The sequence below is a fragment of the Roseovarius tibetensis genome, assembly GCF_050896375.1.
Lineage (GTDB): Bacteria > Pseudomonadota > Alphaproteobacteria > Rhodobacterales > Rhodobacteraceae > Roseovarius > Roseovarius tibetensis.
In genome coordinates this window covers 20,997-39,522 of the sequence record NZ_JBPBBB010000016.1, presented here as the reverse complement: position 1 = coordinate 39,522, position 18,526 = coordinate 20,997, and the positions used below count along the sequence as shown (strand labels likewise).

Below are 18,526 nucleotides of genomic sequence, written 5' to 3'. Positions count from 1 at the left end.
GCTCAGGCCCTTTCGAATCCACGCTCGATTTCCCAATCGGTGACGGCGCGGTCGTATTCCTCCTGCTCCCATTCCCCGCAGCGCACGTAGTGATCCACCACCGCATCGCCGAACGCGGCGCGCAGCATGGCCGATCCGCGCAGCGTTTCGATGGCCTCGCGCAGCGTGTGCGGGATCTCGGCGACATCATCGCTGTCGTATACGTCCCCCTTGTAGGGCGGCGCCAGTTCCAGCCCGTCCTCGATCCCCTTCAGCCCGGCGGCGATCATCGCGGCCTGCGCCAGATACGGGTTCATGTCCGATCCGCCGATACGGCATTCGAAGCGCACGCCCTTGGTGCCTTCGCCGCAAAGGCGAAAGCCCGCGGTGCGGTTGTCCACCGACCAGACCGCCTTGGTGGGTGCGAAGGTGCCGGGCGTGAAGCGTTTGTAGCTGTTCACATACGGTGCAAGGAAAAACGTGTAGTCGCGCGCATACGCCAGAAGGCCCGCCACGAACTGACGCATCACCGTCGACATGCCCAGATCGGCGTCGGGATCGAAAAAGGCGGGGTGTCCGTCCTGCCACAGCGACAGGTGCACATGACTGGACGCGCCCACCTTGTCAGCCGCCCATTTGGGCAGGAAGGTGGCCGAGCAGCCGGTCTGCCAGGCGATTTCCTTGACGGCGTGCTTGGCGATCGTGTGGTGATCGGCACAATCGAGCGCGGAACCGAACCGGATGTTGAGCTCCTGCTGACCTAGTTCGGCCTCGCCCTTGGTATTCTCGACCGGGATGCCCGCAGCGACAAGATGATTGCGCAGCGGGCGCATCACGCCCTCTTCCTTGGTGGTCTGGAAGAGGTTGTAATCCTCGTTGTGGCCGTTGAACGGCACGAGATTGCGGTAGCCGTCCTTTTGCAGGCTGCGGTAATCGCCCTCGAACAGGAAGAATTCCAGCTCGGTCGCCATCATGGCATCATAGCCCGCCGCCGCGAGGCGTTCGACCTGCGCGCGCAGCATCTCGCGCGGGGCGTGGGGCACGGGGGCGTGCGTGTGATGGTCCAGCACATCGCCCAGCACCAGTGCCGTGCCCTCCAGCCACGGCAGCACGCGCAGCGTCTCGGGATCGGGCCGCAGGACGTAATCGCCATAGCCCTTTTCCCAGCTGGTCGCGGCGTAGCCATCCGGCGTGGACATCACCAGATCCGTCGCCAGCAGGTAGTTGCAGCAATGCGTCTCGTGATGTGCGTGATCGAGGAAGTTGGACACGTGAAACCGCTTGCCCATGAGACGGCCCTGCATGTCGACCATGGCGGCCAGCACGGTATCGATCTCGCCTGTTTCGGCCTTTTGTCTAAGCGTATCCATCGTAAGGGTGGCGGGCATTGCGGGCTCCATTCATGAGGCAGGGACGGCCCCCGAGGGGCCGTCCCGGTTGGTTTTGGTCGGCTCAGAACGTGTAGGGCGGGCCGGCCTGGTTGATGGTGTCGTTATACTCGCGGAAGATCGACACGATCCGCTGATGCACCTCGCCTTCCTCGGCGATCTCGTTCCAGAACTCCTTGGCGGCGGTCTCGACCTCGGCCCATTCCTCGGCCGGGACCGTGCGCAGCGCCAGCTTTTCGCCATTGGCGCGCAGCCGCGCCTCGCCCCCCCAATACCATTGGTTGCGGTAGGTATGGCCGGCCTCGATCGCCGCCCTCACAAGTTGCTTGAGGTGGTCGGGCAGTTCGGCCCAGCGTTCCTGGTTGACGAAGAACGACCCGATCCATGCCCCCGAGATATTGTTGGTCAGGAAATAGTCGGTGACGTCCGCCCAGCCCACCGTATAATCCTCGGTGATGCCGGACCAGGCCATGCCGTCCAGCTCGCCGGTCTGCACGGCGACCTCGGCATCCTCGTAGGGGATGTTGACCGGCACGACACCGAAGCGCGACAGAAAGCGGCCCGCCGTCGGGAAGGTATAAAGCCGCAGCCCGTCCAGATCGTCGACGCTGGTGATCTCGCGCGTTGTGTTGAAGTTGCACGGGTCCTGCCCCGCCGCCGACAGCCATTGCACGCCGACCTTGGCGTATTCCTCTTCCCAGATCTCGGCGAGGCCGTACTGGTTGAACAGCACCGGCACATCGAGGATGTGCTTGGTCGCAAAGGGGAAATAGCCGCCGAAAACCCGCAGCGGCGTCGGCGAGGCCATCGAGTCGTCGTCGGAATGCACCCCGTCGAGGGTCCCGCGCTGCAACGCCTGGAACAGCTCTCCGGTGGGCACGATCTGGTCGGCATAGAACAGCTCGATCTCCATCTCGCCGTTCGAGGCGGCGTTGATGTAGTCGATGATCGGCTTGGTCACCTGTTCGCCCAGCGCAGCACCCGCATAGGTCTGAAAGCGCCAGCGGATCGGCTCTTGGGCGCGGGCGATCGAGGGGGCCGCAAGCGAGGCCGGCGCGGCGACGGCCGCGCCCTTCAGAAATTTCCGTCTTGTCGTCGTCATGGTCTTCTCTCCTGGTCGGGGTGTGTGGGCCGGTTGTACCCGGCTCTCGGGGTTTTGGTCATAAGCCGTACACGGTCTGTGGCAGCCACAGCGCGATCTGCGGAAAGATCATCACCAGCGCCAGCGCGAGGATCATCACGAACACGAATGGCACGATGGAGCGGTAGATGTCGCGCAAGCCGATCTCTGGCGGGGCCATGGCGCGCATCAGGAACAGGTTATAGCCGAAGGGCGGGGTCATGTAGGCGATCTGGCAGGTGATGGTGTACAGAATCCCGTACCACACCAGATCAAAACCCAGCGCACCCACCAACGGCACGTAAAGGGGCGCGACGATCACCAGCATCGCGGTATCGTCCAGAAACGTCCCCATGAGCAGGAAGCTCAGCTGCATCAGGATCAGGATCACCCACGGGTTCAGACCCCATTTGGCAGTGAAAAGATCCTCGATCGCCTTCACGGCCCCCAGCCCGTCGAACACCGCACCGAAGGCCAGCGCCGCGGTGATGATCCACATGAACATGCAGGTGATGCCCAGCGTCTTGCGGACGCTGGTCTCGAACACCGCCCAGGTCATGCGGCGCTTGAGCACGGCCGCGATAAACGCCGCGATGGCACCGATGGCCGAGCTTTCCACGAGGCTGGTCCAGCCGTTGACGAACGGCACCATCATCACGGCGAAAATCACCAGCGGCAAAAGCCCCGAGCGCAGCAGGCGCAATTTCTCGGCCCGGCTGATATCGGCGCGCTCATCCGCCGTCAGGGTGGGGCCCAGCGCGGGGTTCAGCCGGCAGCGTATCCAGATATAGAGGACGAACAGGGTGGCCATCATCAGCCCCGGCACGGCGCCGGCCAGCCAAAGCTGTCCCACCGGCTGACGGGCGATCATCGCGTAGAGCACCAGCACCACCGAGGGCGGCACCAGGATGCCAAGCGAAGACCCCGCCTGGATAACACCTGTCACCATCAGCTTGTCATAATTGCGCTTGAGCAGTTCGGGCAGCGCGATCGTGGCGCCGATGGCCATGCCGGCGACCGACAGCCCGTTCATCGCCGAGATCAGCACCATCAGCCCGATGGTGCCCATCGCCAGCCCGCCGGGCATGCCGCCCGTCCAGACATGGAACATGCGATAGAGATCGTCGGCAATCTTCGATTCCGACAGCACGTACCCCATGAAGATGAACATCGGCAGTGTCAGCAGCGGATACCAGCGCATCACCTTGATGATTGCCGAGAACCCCAGATCGTACCCGCCGCGGTCGCCCCATAACAGGATTGCGGCGATGACAGCGACGAAACCGATGGCGCCGAACACCCTCTGCCCGGTGAACAGCATGAGCATCATGGTCGAGAACATGAGTATGGCGATCAGCTCATAGGGCATCGGCGGGCCCCTCGTCCTCGTGGCGCCGGGGCGTGCCCGTGCGCAGATACAGGATGTCCTTGGCCAACTCGCTCAGGGCCTGCAACAGCATCAGCAAGACACCCACGCAGATCGTGACCTTTATCGGCCAGAGATACGGCCGCCACGCGGACGAGCTGCGCTCGCCCCCGTATTTGAACGAATAGGTCGTGCTGTCGATCCCGCCCCACAACAGCACGCCCAGATAGACAATGAGAAACAGCACGGTGACACAGTCGGTCATCGCCTTGCGCCGTGGGCTGAGCCCGCCGTAAATCAGGTCCATCCGCACGTTCGAGCCCATCTGCATCGCGTAGGGTCCGCCAAGGATGAAATAGCCGACCATCACGAACTGTGCCATCTCGAGCGTCCAGAGCGACGGCGTGAAGAAGGTCTTGGAAATGGACGACCACAGCAGGATGCCCATGAGGGCGAAGATACCGAACATGACCACCCGCCCAAGCGCACGGTTGATCGGGTCGATCAGCGCGACATAGGCCCGAAGAAACCTCATTCGCCGGCCTTTCGGGTTGTCTGCGCCGCGCCAAGCGCACGCCCGACCGTGTCGGCAAGATGCCGCCCCATGCGTTCGGCGGCGGCCGCGTCGGGCAGAAGGTCGTTGCGCACCTCGATCATCAGCGCGGGCCGGTGTTCGCCGTCACCGTGGCGGGCCAGCGTGTATGTCACGCCGTCGGTCGCGGAATAAGGCGCGTTCAGCGCGACCTCGTAGACGCCCTTGTCGCGCTCGGCCTGCAGGGCGGCCCATGCAAGGCTGGCATCCTCATGGTGCAGAAAGCCGATCTCGACCGACCGCGGCGTGCCACGATAGACCGGCGTGAAGCTGTGCGCGGTGACCAGGGCGACAGGCTGTCCCGTGCGTTGCGTCTGTGCGCGGCAGGTCTGCCCGACAGCGGCGTGGAACGGCTCGTGCACACGCAGGAAACGGCCCTGGCGGGCCTGCGCGTCCAGTCCGCGATTGCCGGGAATATCGAAGACCTCGCTTCGTTCCGGGATGCAGTCGGGCGATGCAAGCGGACGGTTGCAATCGTAGACCAGCCTTGACAGCGTGCCCTCGACCAGCGGCGCATCCAGCGCGCGCGCCAGGCTGTGCGCCATGTCGGCGGCACCGATATCCCACGCCACATGCGAGCGTCGCACAGCATCGTCAAGGCCAAGGTCATGCAGGTCTGCCGGGATATGACAGGCCGCATGTTCGCATACGACGACGACGGGTGCGGGCCTTTCGGCTCCGGTGACACGCACCGCGCTCCAGTCCTCGTCTGTCATGTCTGCTTGCTCCTGTCCGATGTTCTGTAATTATCACTACAGAAATTTCTGGTCTGTCAAGATTTTTTCTGTAATCTTTCCTTCAGGCTTTGGCGCCATGTACGGAAAGGAACGCCAAATGGGCAGACAGCCACTGGTCCGCGACCTCTTCAAGGAAAAGCAGGCTGAACTGACCAGCGCCGAACGCAAGCTGGCCGCGGTCCTGATGAAAGACTCGATGATGGCAGGATTACAGTCCATCACGAAGCTGGCCGAAAGCGCCGATGTCTCGACCCCGACGGTCATCCGGCTTGCGCGCAAGCTGGGATTCGACGGATATGGCGCCCTTCAGGATGCGATCCGCGAAGAGATCGCGGCACGGATCAAGCAACCCCTGGCCAAACTCGAACCCGGCCAGCATGACGCGCCGGTCGATCATATCGTCTCTCGCTTCGCCGCGTCCATCACCGGCAACATCAATCGCACGCTGGACCAACTGGAGCCCGAGGATTTCGACCGCGCGGCGGAAATCCTGTCGGATCCCGCACGCGAACTTTTCTTTCTGGGGGGCCGGATCACCCGGTCGAACGCCCATTACTTCTACAATCACCTGCAGATCATCCGGCCGCGGGTCTTTCTGCTCGACAGTTCGCCCAGTGTCTGGCCGCAGGCGATGCTCGACATGGGCGAACGGTCCACGCTGGTCGTCTTCGACATTCGCCGCTACGAGAAAGAGCTTGAGAAACTGGCTAAACTCGCGAAGCAGCAAGGCGTGGACATCCTGCTGTTCACGGATGTCTGGGGGTCTCCGATCGAACGGCACGCGACGGTCTGCCTGCGTGCGGCGGTCGAGGTCCCATCGAGTTGGGACTCGACGCTCGCGATCAACTTCCTCGTCGAAGCCCTGATCGCCGAGGTTCAGAGCCGCCGGTCGGAATCCAGCGCCGAGCGCATTTCCGCCCTCGAGAAAATGATCGGCGAATCGAACATCTTTCGCGGCAATGACGGCTGACCCCCCGCCCCGTCCACGCCCCTGACCGGCGCCGGACGGGCAAAAGACGTAAGGCTCGTCAGCATGTCCTCGGCGCGCACGGGCGACCGGATCCACGCCTGGCGCGGGACGTGCCGTCCAGCAGGCCGCGCGCACCGGGCTGAAGGCGGCGCATCGGGCAGGATCTCGTGGGTGGCGAAGGTATCTGCCATGACTGTGGCCGCGCGGATTTTGAAGGCCGCGCGGCCAGTCTGCCGAGTGCGAAAACGCAAGGCGGGATCTGCCGATGCAGGGTATATCCACCGTCACGGTCGTTTTGAAAACGGTGTCAAACCGACCCCGTGATGGGGGCCTGGAAAAGCGTCACATCAAGAGCTTCGGCAGCCCGAGCGTGAGCGCGGGTATCGAAATGAGCAGCGCGAGGCGCAGAAGGTCGGCGATCAGAAAGGGGACCACACCGACCGCGACCGTCTCGAAGCGCAACCCTTTCACACTGGATGAGATCACGAAGAGATTCATCCCGAGCGGCGGGGTGATGAGTCCGATTTCAACCACCGACACCACAAGGATACCGAACCAGATCGGGTCGATGCCGAGGGATGTGACCAGCGGGAAAACGATTGGCAGCGTGATCAACATCATCGACAGGCTGTCCAGAAAGCACCCCAGCAGAAGATATACAGCAAGGATCAGGACCAGCACGCCGACCGACGGAAGCCCGAGTGCGGTGATCCATTCGACGATGACACGCGGCAGCATGGAGGTCTCGATGAAATACTGAAGCACCGATGTCCCGACGAGGATCATGAACAGCATGCCGGTTGTCGATGCGGTCTCAAGCAGGGCCTCGCGGGCGACGTTCCAGTCAAGCTTGCCGCGCACGGCCGCCAGGACGATCGCGCCGAAGGCACCGACGCCCGCGGCCTCGGTGGGGGAAAAGAAGCCTATGTAGATGCCGCCCATCACCACGCCGAAAAGCAAAAGGATCGGCGACATGAGCGACACCGCCTTGCGCATCTCGGACAGGTCGGCGCGGGGCACGTTCGGCGCCAGTGACGGGCGCAGCCGCACGACCGTGTAGCAGGCCAGCATGTAAAGCGCGGCCGCAAGCAGGCCGGGGATCAGACCGGCCAGAAACATCTGGCCGATGGACTGCTCGGTCAGCAATGCGTAGATCACCATGATGATCGATGGCGGGATCAGGATGCCCAGCGTTCCGCCGGCCGCCAACGCGCCCGAGGTGAGACGACGATCATATCCGATCTCGGTCATTTCGGGGATCGCGACGCGCGACATCGTCGCGGCGGTCGCAAGGCTCGACCCGCAGACCGACCCGAAGATCGCGCAGGCACCGATCGTCGCCGACGCCAAGCCCCCACGCCAGTGTCCGATCAGACTTTGCAGGGCCTTGTACAGATCGCCCGACAGCCCCGCGCGGGACGCGAACGCGCCCATCATCACGAAAAGCGGGATCACCGAAAGAGAATACGACGAGGTGGTCACGAAGGGCTGCGACCCCAGAACGAACCCCAGGCTGAACCATCCGTTCAGGATGAAGCCGCCGACACAGCCGACGACCCCCATGGCAATCGCGACCGGGATACGAATTGCGATCAGCAAAAGCAGGGCAACCAGCCCGATCACACCGATGACAGGAGGCGTCATGAATAGTCCTTGTCATTGCGTCCGGTCGCCAGCCGCCAGATCACCCACAGGTTCACGAGCGCCGAGACGCCGATCCCCGCGATCAGCGGCAGCCAGTACCAGATCATGGGAATGCCGATCGATTGGCTTCGATCCCCGTAGCCGTATTCGGTGATCATCTGCTGCGACGAGAACCAGCAGACCCCACCCAGAAACACCAAACTGAGGAATGCCGCCAGCATCATCAGCAACCTTTCCACCCGGTCCGGCAGTCTTGACGTGAACACGTCGATGACCACGTGCTGATCCATCGCGAAACCGTAGGGGATCGCGAAGATGGCGCCGAACATCGTGCAAAGCGTCACGATGTCGGTCAGCCCGTGCACGGTCATCGAACTGACCGACCGCAAGACGATATCGAGCACGGTAAGACCCACGGCGAGCAACAGCGGCACCGTTCCGATCAAGGCCATGATTTTCGCGAAACGTCTCACCTCGTCCTCCGCCGTCCTCGCGAGACCATGACGAGGGCCGGAATCGTGCCGGCCCCGGTCATGGTGACGCGTGATATCAATCGCAGGTCTTCACCGTCTCACGGATGTCGCTGTACAGCGCTTTTGCATCCTCACCCGGCAACCCGGACGTCTCTTCGAGATACGTGTTGATGACGGGCTGCAAACGGTCGCGCCAGGCCGCACGGTCCTCGTCAGACATGGGGATGATCGTGTTTCCGGCCTCCTTGGCTGCGTCGATGGCCTGCTGATCGGTCTCGGCCCACCATTTGCCCCAGTTGGCGAACACCTCGTCGCTCGTTTCGTCGATGATCGCCTGAAGGTCTTCGGGCATCGCGTCGTAGCGGTCCTGGTTCATCAGGATATACATGCTCACCGGGTTGATCTTGGCGTCGAGATGGTAGTTGAGCACCTCGTGCAGCTTGAACGCGCCCACAGGCCCCCAGGGCATGATGTTGCCGTCCACGACACCACGCTCGACGCTTTCATAGATCTCGGTCGGCGGCATGCCCACCGGCGTCGCGCCGATCTCTTCCAGCATGGCCGTGATCGCCGGGGTCGGCGTGCGCATGCGCATGCCCGCCAGATCGTCGAGTGTCTCGATCTCGTCGACCGTGTGTGCCGCGCTCGGCTCGGTCACCGTCAGCGACAAAATATGGGCCCCCGGAAAGTCGGGTTGGAACCTGTCCTTCATCTTCATCAGCGCACACGTGCCAACCTCGGCATCCGGAACGGTGAATGGCAATTCGACCAGCACGATCCGCTGGTGACGGCCCCGCGGGATCGCCGGAATGCCGACGCTGAAATCGACGACCCCGGTCCGAACCTGATCGAACTGCCGGGTGGCGTCCCCGAACGACGATCCGGCGGAAAAGAATGTCACGTTTATCCGACCGTCCGAGCGTTCCTCGATCTTTTCCGCCCACGGCTCCAGCGCAAGTGTCTGGACGAAATGCGTCGAGGGAAACATCGACGACATCTTCAGCTCGTACTCGGCCGCGCCGGCGATGCCCGTCGATCCGGCAATGGCCGCCACGGCGGCCCCTGTTGTCATCCACCTTTTCATGGTTCTTCCTCCCTTGGTTTGGTCAAGTGGTTCGCGTCAAAGCGTCAGGTGGCCTCCGTCCAATCCAGAAGCTTCGACTTGTAGTCCGTGCGTGGCAGGCTGCCCGCCGGAACAAGAGTGATATCGGTCGCCACGATCAGCGTCTCGCGGATGCGGGTACGAATGCTGTCAGCCAGGGCGTCACTCGGCGCGACACCCTCGGCCAGTTCGACCGTGACCGGAAGCGGGGGCGACTGTTTCGTGGACCGGACCGACGGCCGGATCGCCATCAGGCCCGTGACCTGTGGCACGAACTGGTTGACGACCTCGCGCACCGCGGACGGGAACACGTTGACGCCGCGCACGATCAGCATGTCATCGGTCCGCCCGATGCAGCGCAACCGGGGTGTGGTCCGGCCGCAGGCACAGGGTTGCGTCGAGACCCTGACGTGATCCCGGCTGCGAAACCGCAAGAGCGGCGCGGCGCGGTGATCAAGATGCGTGTACACCAGCTCTCCCTCTGCGCCCTCCTCGATCGGGACGGGTCTGCCCGTGTCGGGATCGACAAGCTCGAAATGGACGATGCCCGCGCCCGAGAAATGCATGCCGCGCTGTTCCTCGCATTCCCCCCAGAGGGAGACCGAGATGTCGCCGATGCCCATCGCCTCGGTCACTTTCGCGCCCCAGGCCTCCTCGATTTTCTGCCTCAACGCCGGTTCGCCCCCGCCCGGCTCTCCGGCGACGAGAATCCGTTGCACGGCGGAATTGCGGATGTCGATATTCCGGCTTGCCGCCCACTCGCTCAGGTGCAGCGCGTAGGACGGCGTCAGCGCCAGCGCACTCGGCTTGAGAAGCTGCACGGCCGACATCAACCGCTCGGTGTTGGCCAGTCCGACGGGAATATGGCACAGCCCGAGCCGCGCGAACGCATCGAGCGCCGCCCCCGCGACGAACGGCCCCGCGTTGTAGGTCGAGACGATGGCATCCCCCCGGCTGACCCCAGAGGCGCCGTAGGATCGCCCCGAGATGGTGATCCAGTTCTCCAGATCCGACTGGGTCAGGGGTATGTAGCTGGGCGTCCCCGTCGTTCCCGATGTTGAAAACACCCGCACCACGTCCGTCATGGGAACCGCGAAATGCGCCCCGACCGGATTCGTGTCGGTCCGCGACGCACGCAATTCGTCCTTCTCGGTGAAGGGCAATGACGCAATGTCCGCCAGCCCGCCCACGCGCGCGGCCGTCGCCATCCCGGCATCCGTCAGTTTTTCCCGATAGAATTGCGAGGATTCGAAGAGATACGCGATCTGCTTGCGGTACAGGTCGTCGTCCCCTGCGGCGCGAAACACGCCGTCGGCCACCTCGGCCCGGTTTGGAAGACTATCCATCATTTCGCCTCGTAGCTGACCGCACTTTCCGCTTTCGCGGCCATCGTGAACCCGATCGGCGTCGTGCTTTCCTCGTTGAGATGCGCCAGCAAGCTGCCGGTCCGCGCAAGGATCGGGATCGCTTTCAGCATCGCCTTGGGAAACCCGAGATCGAGCAGGACCGCGGCGATCGCCATGGAGACGTTCATCGGCAGGGGTTTGCCCCATACCTCTGGCACACGCGCCTCTGCGGCCTTTGCCATGGCACAATGCAGACCCGCGACACCACGGGTTTCGGCCAGTTCCAGTATGCGTCTCGCCCTGGGATCGACCGGCTTGTGCAGCGGGTGACCAAAGCCGGGGGCCTTGCCGCCGGTGGCCTTGAGATCTTCCAGCAGAGACGCCATTGCCTGTTCGGGGGATTCGGCTGTCGCGTCGAGCCGCGTGCGCGCATATTCCAGAAACTTGCCGCATTCTTCCGCCGTGCCAAGCACCACGGACCCGCAGCCCAGAATGCCCGCGGCAACCGCACCCTGTATCGCGTCCGGAGCGGCGGCATATGTCATGCGCGCAACCTGGTTGGTCGGCACAAGCCCGTGTTCCGCGATCGCGTTGAGCAGCAGGTCGAGGAAGAACCGCTGATCCTCGGTCGGCGTGTCGCCGGTGACAAGAAGGTAGAAATACTCGGTAAAGCTCATCTGCCCCATGACCTCCGAGCAGAGATCCTTCTCGCGAACGGTGATGCTGTGCGCATCGGCCGTGCTGATCGACGTGGTCAGCGGCCCCGGTCTGCCTATCTGCATCTTTGTGCCTCCTCGATTCTGTACCACAATCTTGGTGAACAATTCTGTGTTGTCAATTGAAACCTCACTTCGTACACTGCCGTCACAATCCATGCGGAGAGAGTACGTCCATTGGCCGAATATCTCGACAAAGCCGCCCCGAAGCCGCGCGGCGACCGTGGTGAGTGGGTCGCGGAGCATTTGCGAAACGGCGTCTTTCGCGGGCGTTACGTGCCGGGGCAGCGCCTTGTCGAAGCCGATCTCACGGCGGAACTGGGGATCAGCCGGAACCTGTTGCGCGAAACCTTCCGGCAGCTGTCGGCCGAGGGGCTGATCGAAATCGTGCCCAATCGCGGGGCTCTCGTGCGGCGGCTGTCGATGCGCGAGACGCTGGAGCTTTTCACCATAAGGATGGAGCTTGAAAGCCTTGCCGCGCGGCTGGCGGCAGAGCGGTGCCGCGACGACGCCATACGCCACCGCTTCGACAGCAACACCGAATTCGTCTGGAGCGACGCGCCGCGGATCTCGACGACAGACTACATCGCCGAGAACCAGCGATTTCACACGGCCACGTTCGAGGCGTCAGGCAACCAGCAACTCGACAAGCTCAACAACCAGCTGCAACTGTCGCTGATCATGGCGCAAATCATGCCGTCGCTGACCGTCGACATCATAACGACCTCCCTGACCGAGCATCGCGCGATCGCCCGCGCCATTCTGGATCGCGATGCCGACGCGGCCAACACGGCCAGCCGCGCACATCTGCTGCGCGCACGCGACATGGTTCGAACCATGCCTCCGGAGATCTTCAAGGCGGGCCACGCCGACCCGTCCGGGATCGACCCATGAGGCTCGATCGGCCGTTGTCGTGTCGCATATCCGAACACCCGCCCGGCCCCGTGACGTGCGGTGCTGCCACGACGCGCATGAGCCCAAGGACAGCGCCCCGAGTGTCAACTCATCCATCCATAGCCAAACAGGAGATACTCCATGCTTTTGCCCACCTCACTCGTCGGCAGTTATTGCCAGCCTGACTGGCTCATAGACCGCGAAAAGCTTGCCGGTCGTTTCCCGCCACGCACACGGGCGGCGGAATTGTGGCGGATCCCCGAGGCGTTTCTGAGCGAGGCGCAGGACGATGCGACCGTCGTCGCGATCAGGGAACAGGAAGAGGCCGGGCTCGACATCATCACCGACGGTGAAATTCGGCGGGAAAGCTATTCGAACCGCTTTGCCAACGCGCTGGACGGTGTCGATCTCGACAATCCGGGAACGGCGCTCGATCGCTCGGGTCATCCCAATCCAGTTCCGCGCATCACCGGCAAGATCGTCCGCAAGCACGCGGTCGAGGTAGAGACGCTGAAATTCCTGAAGGCGCATACGGATCGCCCGGTGAAGATCACGCTGCCCGGTCCCTTCACCATGTCGCAACAGGCCCAGAACGACCACTACGACAGCCCGGCAGAGGCGGCCATGGACTATGCCGCTGCCGTGAAAGAGGAAATCGCCGATCTGTTCGCGGCTGGCGCGGACGTGGTTCAACTTGACGAACCTTACATGCAGGCCCGGCCCGAGGCCGCCGAAGATTACGGGCTTGCAGCCCTCAACGCGGCACTCGACGGCGCCGCTGGCACAACGGCGGTCCATATCTGTTTCGGATATGCGGCGATCATCCATGAACGCCCCGAGGGGTACTCGTTTCTGCCGCAATTGCAGAACTGCTCGTGCAATCAGATCAGTCTTGAAACCGCGCAGTCGAACCTCGACACCTCGGTACTGGAGACGCTTCGCGGAAAAACGATCATCCTGGGGGTTCTGGACCTGTCGGACATGACCGTCGAAACGCCCGAAACCGTGGCCAGCCGCATCCGCCGGGCCCTGCCCCACGCAGACCCCGACAAGATCATTGTCGCACCGGATTGCGGTCTCAAGTATCTGCCCCGGGAAGTGGCGCGCGGAAAGATCCGGGCCATGGCACAAGGCGCGGCCCTCGTGCGCTCGGAACTGTAACGCAAAGAGGCGGGCAGCGGCCGCGCGGTTGCGCGTGGCCGGTCTGAAATTCCGCGATCCCGATCAACGCGGTTGACGCCGGAACTACGCGTCAACCGCGCCGTATATCCCGTTCGACTGACCGGCCCGAGCGCGCTTGTCTGTCGCGGGGTGTGTCCCCTGTGCCCAGTCCCGGAAAAAATTTCGCGCAAGCACATTTGTGCCTCTTATATCCGCTGGTTTTTGATATGAGGTGCTTTGACGTCAACTTGGCGCCGCACAGGAAATCGTGCCGGTACAACCCGGACCCAGACGGCGATGCTTGAGGCAGACATGAGTTCGGATAGTCTGCCGTGAGTGTTATCGGCGATCCACTGTCCGGAACAAAGGGCTCTGGACCGGCGCGGGTTGCGGAGTGTTCAAAGGAATTTCTGAAATGCATCTGTATCGTTCCGCCCTCACTGCGATCGCTTGCGCCGCCGCCCTGTCGGGCCAGTCGGCCACGGCGCAGGAACGCCTGTTCTCGTTTTCCCTGACCGCGGGCGCCAGCGTCGAGCCGAGTTATTTCGGCTCTGATTCCTACAGCGTCTCACCGACCGGGAAACCCGGCTTCACCGGTCTCAGGCTCGACGGATTGGAGCTGAGCGACCTCGATGGCCCATGGCTGTTCCCGCCGGGGACCAGCATCCGTGGCTCTTTTCGCTACATCACCGAACGCGATGGCAAGGACGAGCTTGCGGGCCTCGACGACGTCGACGGGTCGCTGGAAGTGGGGATACGGCTGTACCACACCGCCGAGTTCTGGCAGGTCTACGCCGAGACGCGCTACGGTGCCATCGGCCACGAGGCGCTGGCAGGCGAGATCGGTGCAAACGCGATCTATCGCGGCAAGTCCGGCTTCGTGCTGAATGCAGGACCCCGCGCCGAGTTCGGGAATGCGCGTTTCCTGCGGACGTATTTCGGTATCACGCCGACGGAATCGGCGCGGTCTGGCCTCGCCGCATACAGGCCCGACGGCGGCATATATTCCATCGGCTTCGAGATTGGCGCCTACCAGCCCCTGAACGACGACTGGGGCATCAGCGGGTCGCTGCGATATGACCGGCTGCAGGACGAGGCCGCCGATTCCGCGATCGTGCAGCAAGGCAGCCGCGATCAGCTGACAGCGACGATCGGCGTGACGCGGCATTTCAACCTGCGCTGGTGACGCGTATCACCTGCGGGACCGGAAACACGGCACGGCATACACTGAATAACCTCTGACGCCGCCACGGGGGCGGGTGACGGGCGTCAACAATGTCCTGTCCGGTCGCCCCGCCTGCCCCGCAGGTCCAGCCCGATCTCATGACGCGCCGCCCCCTGTCAGAACCCGGATCGGGGCACCGGCACGCCATGCCGCGACCGCCTCGGCCATCTGGGTGTAGAACATCCAGAAGGTCTGCGTGCTCGCATAGGCAAGGTGCGGCGTGAGAAGCAGCCGCCCCGACGCGATCAGATCGGGATCGCGCAAGGGATGCGCCGGGGGCAGCGGCTCTGTTTCGTAGACGTCGAGTGCCGCGGCATCGGGCCGCCCGGCGCGCAGCCCGTCCAGCAGCGCGTCGGTGTCAACGATCGGACCCCGCGACGTGTTCAGGAACGCCGCCCCCGGCCGCATGGCGGCGAATGCGGCGGCGTCGATCAAGCCGCGCGTGCGGTCCGACAACAGGACATGGACCGACACGACATCAGACGCGCCCATCAGGGCGTGCAGGCTGTCGCATCGTTCGGCGCCGTGGTCCGAGGCCGTCTCGGGTGTGAGGTTGTGCGACCACGCGCAGATATTCATGCCGAAGGGTCGCGCCAGCGCCGCCACGCGCTGGCCCACCTTGCCCAGCCCGATCAGGCCGAGCGTCAGCCCGTGCAGATCGCGCCCCACGCTTGTCTGCCAGCCCCCGGCGGCCATGTTGCCCGCCTCGGGCACGATGCGTCGGCTCAGCGCCAGCATGCTGGCCATGACGAATTCCGGCGTCGTGCTGCCGCGCATTTCCGTACCACAGACCGTGATGTCGAGGCTGCGCGCGGTTTCGAGGTCGATGGACTGGTTGCGCAGGCCGGAGGTGACGATCAGGCGCAGGTTCGGCAGCGCGCGCAGGATGCGCGCGGGCAAGGGCGTCCGCTCGCGCATGACGCAAAGCACCTCGAACGGGCGCAGCCGCGCGATCACGGCGTCCTGGTCGGCCAGCGTGTCGCGAAACACCGTGACGTCGCCCAGGGACGCCCAGTCGGCGACCTCGGTCGCGATCCCGGCGTAATCGTCCAGAATGGCGATGCGTCCGGTCATTGCGGCACATCCCCGTCCCACTCGACCGCCTGGTCGATATAGCGCAATCCCCGCGCGGACAGTTTCTCGCGAAGGTTCAGCAGATCCAGCGTCTTTGCGCCATCCGCCAGCTCCGCGCGCATCGCCTCTTCCTTGGCGACACGGGCATGGGCGGCATCCAGAACATCGGCGGCGCGCGCACGCGGCACCACGGCGACCCCGTCATCATCGCCGACCACCACGTCGCCGGGCACAATCCGCTGGCCACTGCAGATCACCGGCACATTGACCGACCCCATGGTTTCCTTGACCGTGCCCTGCGCCGAGATGGCACGCGCCCATGTCGGAAACCGCTGTTCGCGCAGCACCGCCACATCGCGTACCCCGGTGTCGAGGATCACGCCCGCCCCGCCCCTGCGGCGCACGTATTCCGCCAGGATATCACCAAAGAACCCGTCCGTGCTGGGCGACGTGGTCGTCACGACCAGAACATCGCCCGGCTGCATCAGCTCGATCGCGACATGCAGCATCCAGTTGTCGCCCGGCGCGCACAGCGCCGTGACGGCGGACCCGGCGATCTGCGCGCCCGGCACGATCGCGCGCATATCCGGCCCGAGCGCCCCGGTGCGGCCCTGCGCCTCGTGCACCGTGGCCACCCCGGCGTCGCGCAGGCCGTCGATGATCGCCGGTGCGGCGCGGTGTATCTCGCGTATGGCGAGTCCAGTCATTGTGTCGTCTCCCTCGTGTCAGCGTTCAGAAATCGTGTCGGATGCGGGGCGTTTGGGCCGCACGATGCCCCAGATCACCCAGGCCAGCAGCAGTATCGCCAGCCCGAGGAACACCGCGCTGACCGGCCGCTCCAGAAAGATCGCCGGGTCCCCCCGGCTGAGCAGCAGCGAGCGTCGCAGGTTCTCTTCGAGCATCGGCCCCAGGATGAATCCCATCAGCAGCGGCGCCGCCTCGAACCCCAGCCGCAGCATCGCAAAGCCGACCGCCGACAGGCCCGCGACCATCAGGATGTCGAAAACCGACCGCTCCAGGCTGTAGACCCCCACACAGATCAGCAGGATGATCGCCGGGAACAACAGCCGGTAGGGGATCTGCAGGATGCGGACCCATATCTTGATAAGCGGAATGTTGAGGATAAGCAGCATCAGGTTGCCGATCAGGAAGCTGACGACAAGACCCCAGAAAAGCTCTGGGCTTTCTGTGACGACACGCGGGCCGGGGGCGATCCCGTGAATAAGCAGCGCACCCAGCATGAGCGCCATTATCGCGTCGCCCGGAATTCCCAGCGTCAGTGTCGGGATGAAGGCCGATTGCGCGGCGGCGTTGTTGGCGCTCTCTGGCGCTGCGATACCGGCGACCCTGCCTGTCCCGAAACTTTCGGGCGTCTTCGAGCTGCGCTTTTCGACGGCATAAGCCATGAAGGACGCCATCGACCCGCCGCCGGTGCCCGGCAGCAGCCCGATCCCGGTACCGACCGCCGCGCCGCGCACCAGCGGCCAGCGCGACTCGCCCCATTCCGTGCGGGTCGGCATCAATGATTTCCACGTCACGGTCGAGCCCTTGCCCCCCGCGCCAAAGCCACCCCCGACCGAGTTTATCACCTCGGTCACGCCGAACAGAGCCATGGCGATGACCACGATGCTCAGCCCGTCCATCAGTTCGGGACTGCCGAAGGTCAGGCGCATCGCCCCCGAGTTCACGTCGATGCCGACCAGCCCCAGGATCAGGCCCAGCAACATGCTGGCCAGACCCATCACCGGCTTGCCCTGGCTAATCGAGCCCGCCGCGACCAGCCCCAACACCATCATCGAGAAATAATCGGCCGAATGGAAATTCATCGCCACCTGCGCCAGCGGCGGCGCCATCAGGATCAGCACCACGATCGCGACACAGGAACCAAAGAAAGAGGCGACCGTCGTGATCATCAGCGCAGCACCCGCGCGTCCCTTCTGCGCCATCGGATATCCATCGAGACAGATCACCGCCGAGGACGCCGTGCCCGGCAGGTTCAGCAGGATGGATGCGATCGAGCCCCCGTATTGCGCGCCATAATAAATACCCGCGAGCATCACCAATGCCGCCGTTGCGGGCACGTGGAATGTCAGCGGCATGAGCAGGGAAATCGCCGCAAGATGGCCGATGCCCGGCAGAACCCCGACGACCATGCCGACCGAGACGCCGATCAGGCAATACATCAGGTTTTCCAGCGTCAGGGCCGTCATCAGGCCCAGTTGAAGACTTTCGATCAGACCCATCACAGGCTCCATTCGGCAAAGGGCACCGGCACACCCAGCAACTGGGCGAAAAGCAGCCAGACCGCCGGTACCAGCAGGACGGCAAGCATGACCACACCGCGCGACGGCAGGCCACCCTGCGCCGTCCCGGCGATCAAGACGGTGATCATCCCGGCCGGCCCCAGCCCGATGCGCGGCAGAAGCAGCGCGAAGGCGACGATCGCGCACGGCATGATGATGAACGGGCGCCACGCGATGGACGGCATCGGCGTACGGTCACGGATCGCGCCGAACAGGATCAGCAGACCGACAAAGGCCATCAATCCTCCCAGCACCACGGGAAAGAATCCCGGCCCCATGCGGCGGGGCGTGCCAAGACCGTAATCCATCCCGGCAAGGACGACACCGGCGCCGATGGCGATACTCACCCCGCCGGCAAGGACCTCCTTGGATGCAAGATAGCTGCGCATGGCGGGCCTCCCCTCCCCCTTGTTGCGACCGGATGCCGGGGCGCGTG

At 64.0% G+C, this 18,526-nt stretch carries 18 protein-coding genes; 4 read left to right on the top strand and 14 right to left on the bottom strand.

Features of this window, described 5'->3' with window-relative positions; genetic code table 11:
* Window positions 1–2: 2 nt before the first annotated feature.
* The 5 genes from ACROSR_RS11830 to ACROSR_RS11810 all read right to left on the bottom strand — a co-directional run bounded on the left by ACROSR_RS11830 (window position 3) and on the right by ACROSR_RS11810 (window position 5,161).
* Window positions 3–1,367, bottom strand: coding sequence for a glutamine synthetase family protein (locus ACROSR_RS11830; protein ID WP_432685281.1), 1,365 nt, complete (start codon window positions 1,365–1,367; stop codon window positions 3–5).
* 64 nt (window positions 1,368–1,431) lie between these two features.
* The gene (locus ACROSR_RS11825; RefSeq protein WP_432685279.1) at window positions 1,432–2,469 is read right to left on the bottom strand and encodes a TRAP transporter substrate-binding protein; all 1,038 of its coding nucleotides are present in this window, start codon (window positions 2,467–2,469) and stop codon (window positions 1,432–1,434) included.
* Between the two features lie 58 nt (window positions 2,470–2,527).
* Entirely contained in the window at window positions 2,528–3,856 is a 1,329-nt protein-coding gene (locus ACROSR_RS11820; RefSeq protein ID WP_432685277.1) for a TRAP transporter large permease, read from the bottom strand.
* On the bottom strand, window positions 3,846–4,388 hold the full coding sequence (locus ACROSR_RS11815; protein ID WP_432685275.1) for a TRAP transporter small permease subunit: 543 nt from the start codon (window positions 4,386–4,388) through the stop codon (window positions 3,846–3,848). The genes ACROSR_RS11820 and ACROSR_RS11815 overlap by 11 nt, the downstream gene beginning before the upstream one ends.
* Window positions 4,385–5,161, bottom strand: a complete 777-nt coding sequence (locus ACROSR_RS11810) for an N-formylglutamate amidohydrolase (protein ID WP_432685273.1) — start codon at window positions 5,159–5,161, stop codon at window positions 4,385–4,387. The genes ACROSR_RS11815 and ACROSR_RS11810 overlap by 4 nt, the downstream gene beginning before the upstream one ends.
* Before the next feature lie 118 nt (window positions 5,162–5,279).
* Between ACROSR_RS11810 and ACROSR_RS11805 the strand changes: the two genes are divergently transcribed.
* Window positions 5,280–6,152 carry a MurR/RpiR family transcriptional regulator gene (locus ACROSR_RS11805; RefSeq protein ID WP_432685271.1) on the top strand — a complete coding sequence of 291 codons (873 nt, stop codon included), beginning with the start codon at window positions 5,280–5,282 and terminating at the stop codon, window positions 6,150–6,152.
* 342 nt (window positions 6,153–6,494) lie between these two features.
* On the opposite strand, the gene ACROSR_RS11800 is transcribed toward ACROSR_RS11805, so the two are convergent.
* From ACROSR_RS11800 to ACROSR_RS11780, 5 genes are all read right to left on the bottom strand, one after another.
* Window positions 6,495–7,796, bottom strand: a complete 1,302-nt coding sequence (locus ACROSR_RS11800; RefSeq protein ID WP_432685269.1) for a TRAP transporter large permease — start codon at window positions 7,794–7,796, stop codon at window positions 6,495–6,497.
* A complete protein-coding gene (locus tag ACROSR_RS11795) occupies window positions 7,793–8,269 on the bottom strand; it encodes a TRAP transporter small permease (protein ID WP_432685267.1) in 477 nt (158 codons plus the stop codon). Before ACROSR_RS11795 ends, ACROSR_RS11800 begins: the two co-directional genes overlap by 4 nt.
* A 76-nt stretch (window positions 8,270–8,345) precedes the next feature.
* Window positions 8,346–9,341, bottom strand: coding sequence for a TRAP transporter substrate-binding protein (locus tag ACROSR_RS11790; protein WP_432685265.1), 996 nt, complete (start codon window positions 9,339–9,341; stop codon window positions 8,346–8,348).
* Between the two features lie 56 nt (window positions 9,342–9,397).
* Complete coding sequence (locus ACROSR_RS11785) at window positions 9,398–10,717, bottom strand: phenylacetate--CoA ligase family protein (RefSeq protein WP_432685263.1); 1,320 nt, start codon at window positions 10,715–10,717, stop codon at window positions 9,398–9,400.
* Window positions 10,717–11,499 (bottom strand): citryl-CoA lyase, encoded by a 783-nt coding sequence (locus ACROSR_RS11780; RefSeq protein ID WP_432685261.1) that lies wholly within the window; start codon window positions 11,497–11,499, stop codon window positions 10,717–10,719. The genes ACROSR_RS11785 and ACROSR_RS11780 overlap by 1 nt, the downstream gene beginning before the upstream one ends.
* A 111-nt stretch (window positions 11,500–11,610) precedes the next feature.
* Between ACROSR_RS11780 and ACROSR_RS11775 the strand changes: the two genes are divergently transcribed.
* The 3 genes from ACROSR_RS11775 (at window position 11,611) to ACROSR_RS11765 (ending at window position 14,674) form a co-directional block, all read left to right on the top strand.
* On the top strand, window positions 11,611–12,327 hold the full coding sequence (locus ACROSR_RS11775; protein WP_432685259.1) for a GntR family transcriptional regulator: 717 nt from the start codon (window positions 11,611–11,613) through the stop codon (window positions 12,325–12,327).
* Window positions 12,328–12,468: 141 nt separating this feature from the next.
* Window positions 12,469–13,488, top strand: coding sequence for a uroporphyrinogen decarboxylase family protein (locus tag ACROSR_RS11770; RefSeq protein WP_432685257.1), 1,020 nt, complete (start codon window positions 12,469–12,471; stop codon window positions 13,486–13,488).
* A gap of 415 nt (window positions 13,489–13,903) precedes the next feature.
* Window positions 13,904–14,674: a MipA/OmpV family protein gene (locus ACROSR_RS11765; RefSeq protein ID WP_432685255.1), complete on the top strand. Its 771-nt coding sequence runs from the start codon at window positions 13,904–13,906 to the stop codon at window positions 14,672–14,674.
* A 135-nt stretch (window positions 14,675–14,809) separates the two neighbouring features.
* Here ACROSR_RS11765 and ACROSR_RS11760 read toward each other — a convergent pair whose 3' ends face one another.
* From ACROSR_RS11760 to ACROSR_RS11745, 4 genes are read right to left on the bottom strand one after another with little or no spacing between them, the layout of a single operon-like run.
* Complete coding sequence (locus ACROSR_RS11760; protein ID WP_432685253.1) at window positions 14,810–15,787, bottom strand: D-2-hydroxyacid dehydrogenase family protein; 978 nt, start codon at window positions 15,785–15,787, stop codon at window positions 14,810–14,812.
* Window positions 15,784–16,494 (bottom strand): 4-carboxy-4-hydroxy-2-oxoadipate aldolase/oxaloacetate decarboxylase, encoded by a 711-nt coding sequence (locus ACROSR_RS11755; RefSeq protein WP_432685251.1) that lies wholly within the window; start codon window positions 16,492–16,494, stop codon window positions 15,784–15,786. Before ACROSR_RS11755 ends, ACROSR_RS11760 begins: the two co-directional genes overlap by 4 nt.
* A gap of 18 nt (window positions 16,495–16,512) precedes the next feature.
* The gene (locus tag ACROSR_RS11750; RefSeq protein WP_432685249.1) at window positions 16,513–18,030 is read right to left on the bottom strand and encodes a tripartite tricarboxylate transporter permease; all 1,518 of its coding nucleotides are present in this window, start codon (window positions 18,028–18,030) and stop codon (window positions 16,513–16,515) included.
* Window positions 18,030–18,479: a tripartite tricarboxylate transporter TctB family protein gene (locus ACROSR_RS11745; protein ID WP_432685247.1), complete on the bottom strand. Its 450-nt coding sequence runs from the start codon at window positions 18,477–18,479 to the stop codon at window positions 18,030–18,032. The genes ACROSR_RS11750 and ACROSR_RS11745 overlap by 1 nt, the downstream gene beginning before the upstream one ends.
* Window positions 18,480–18,526 lie beyond the last annotated feature (47 nt).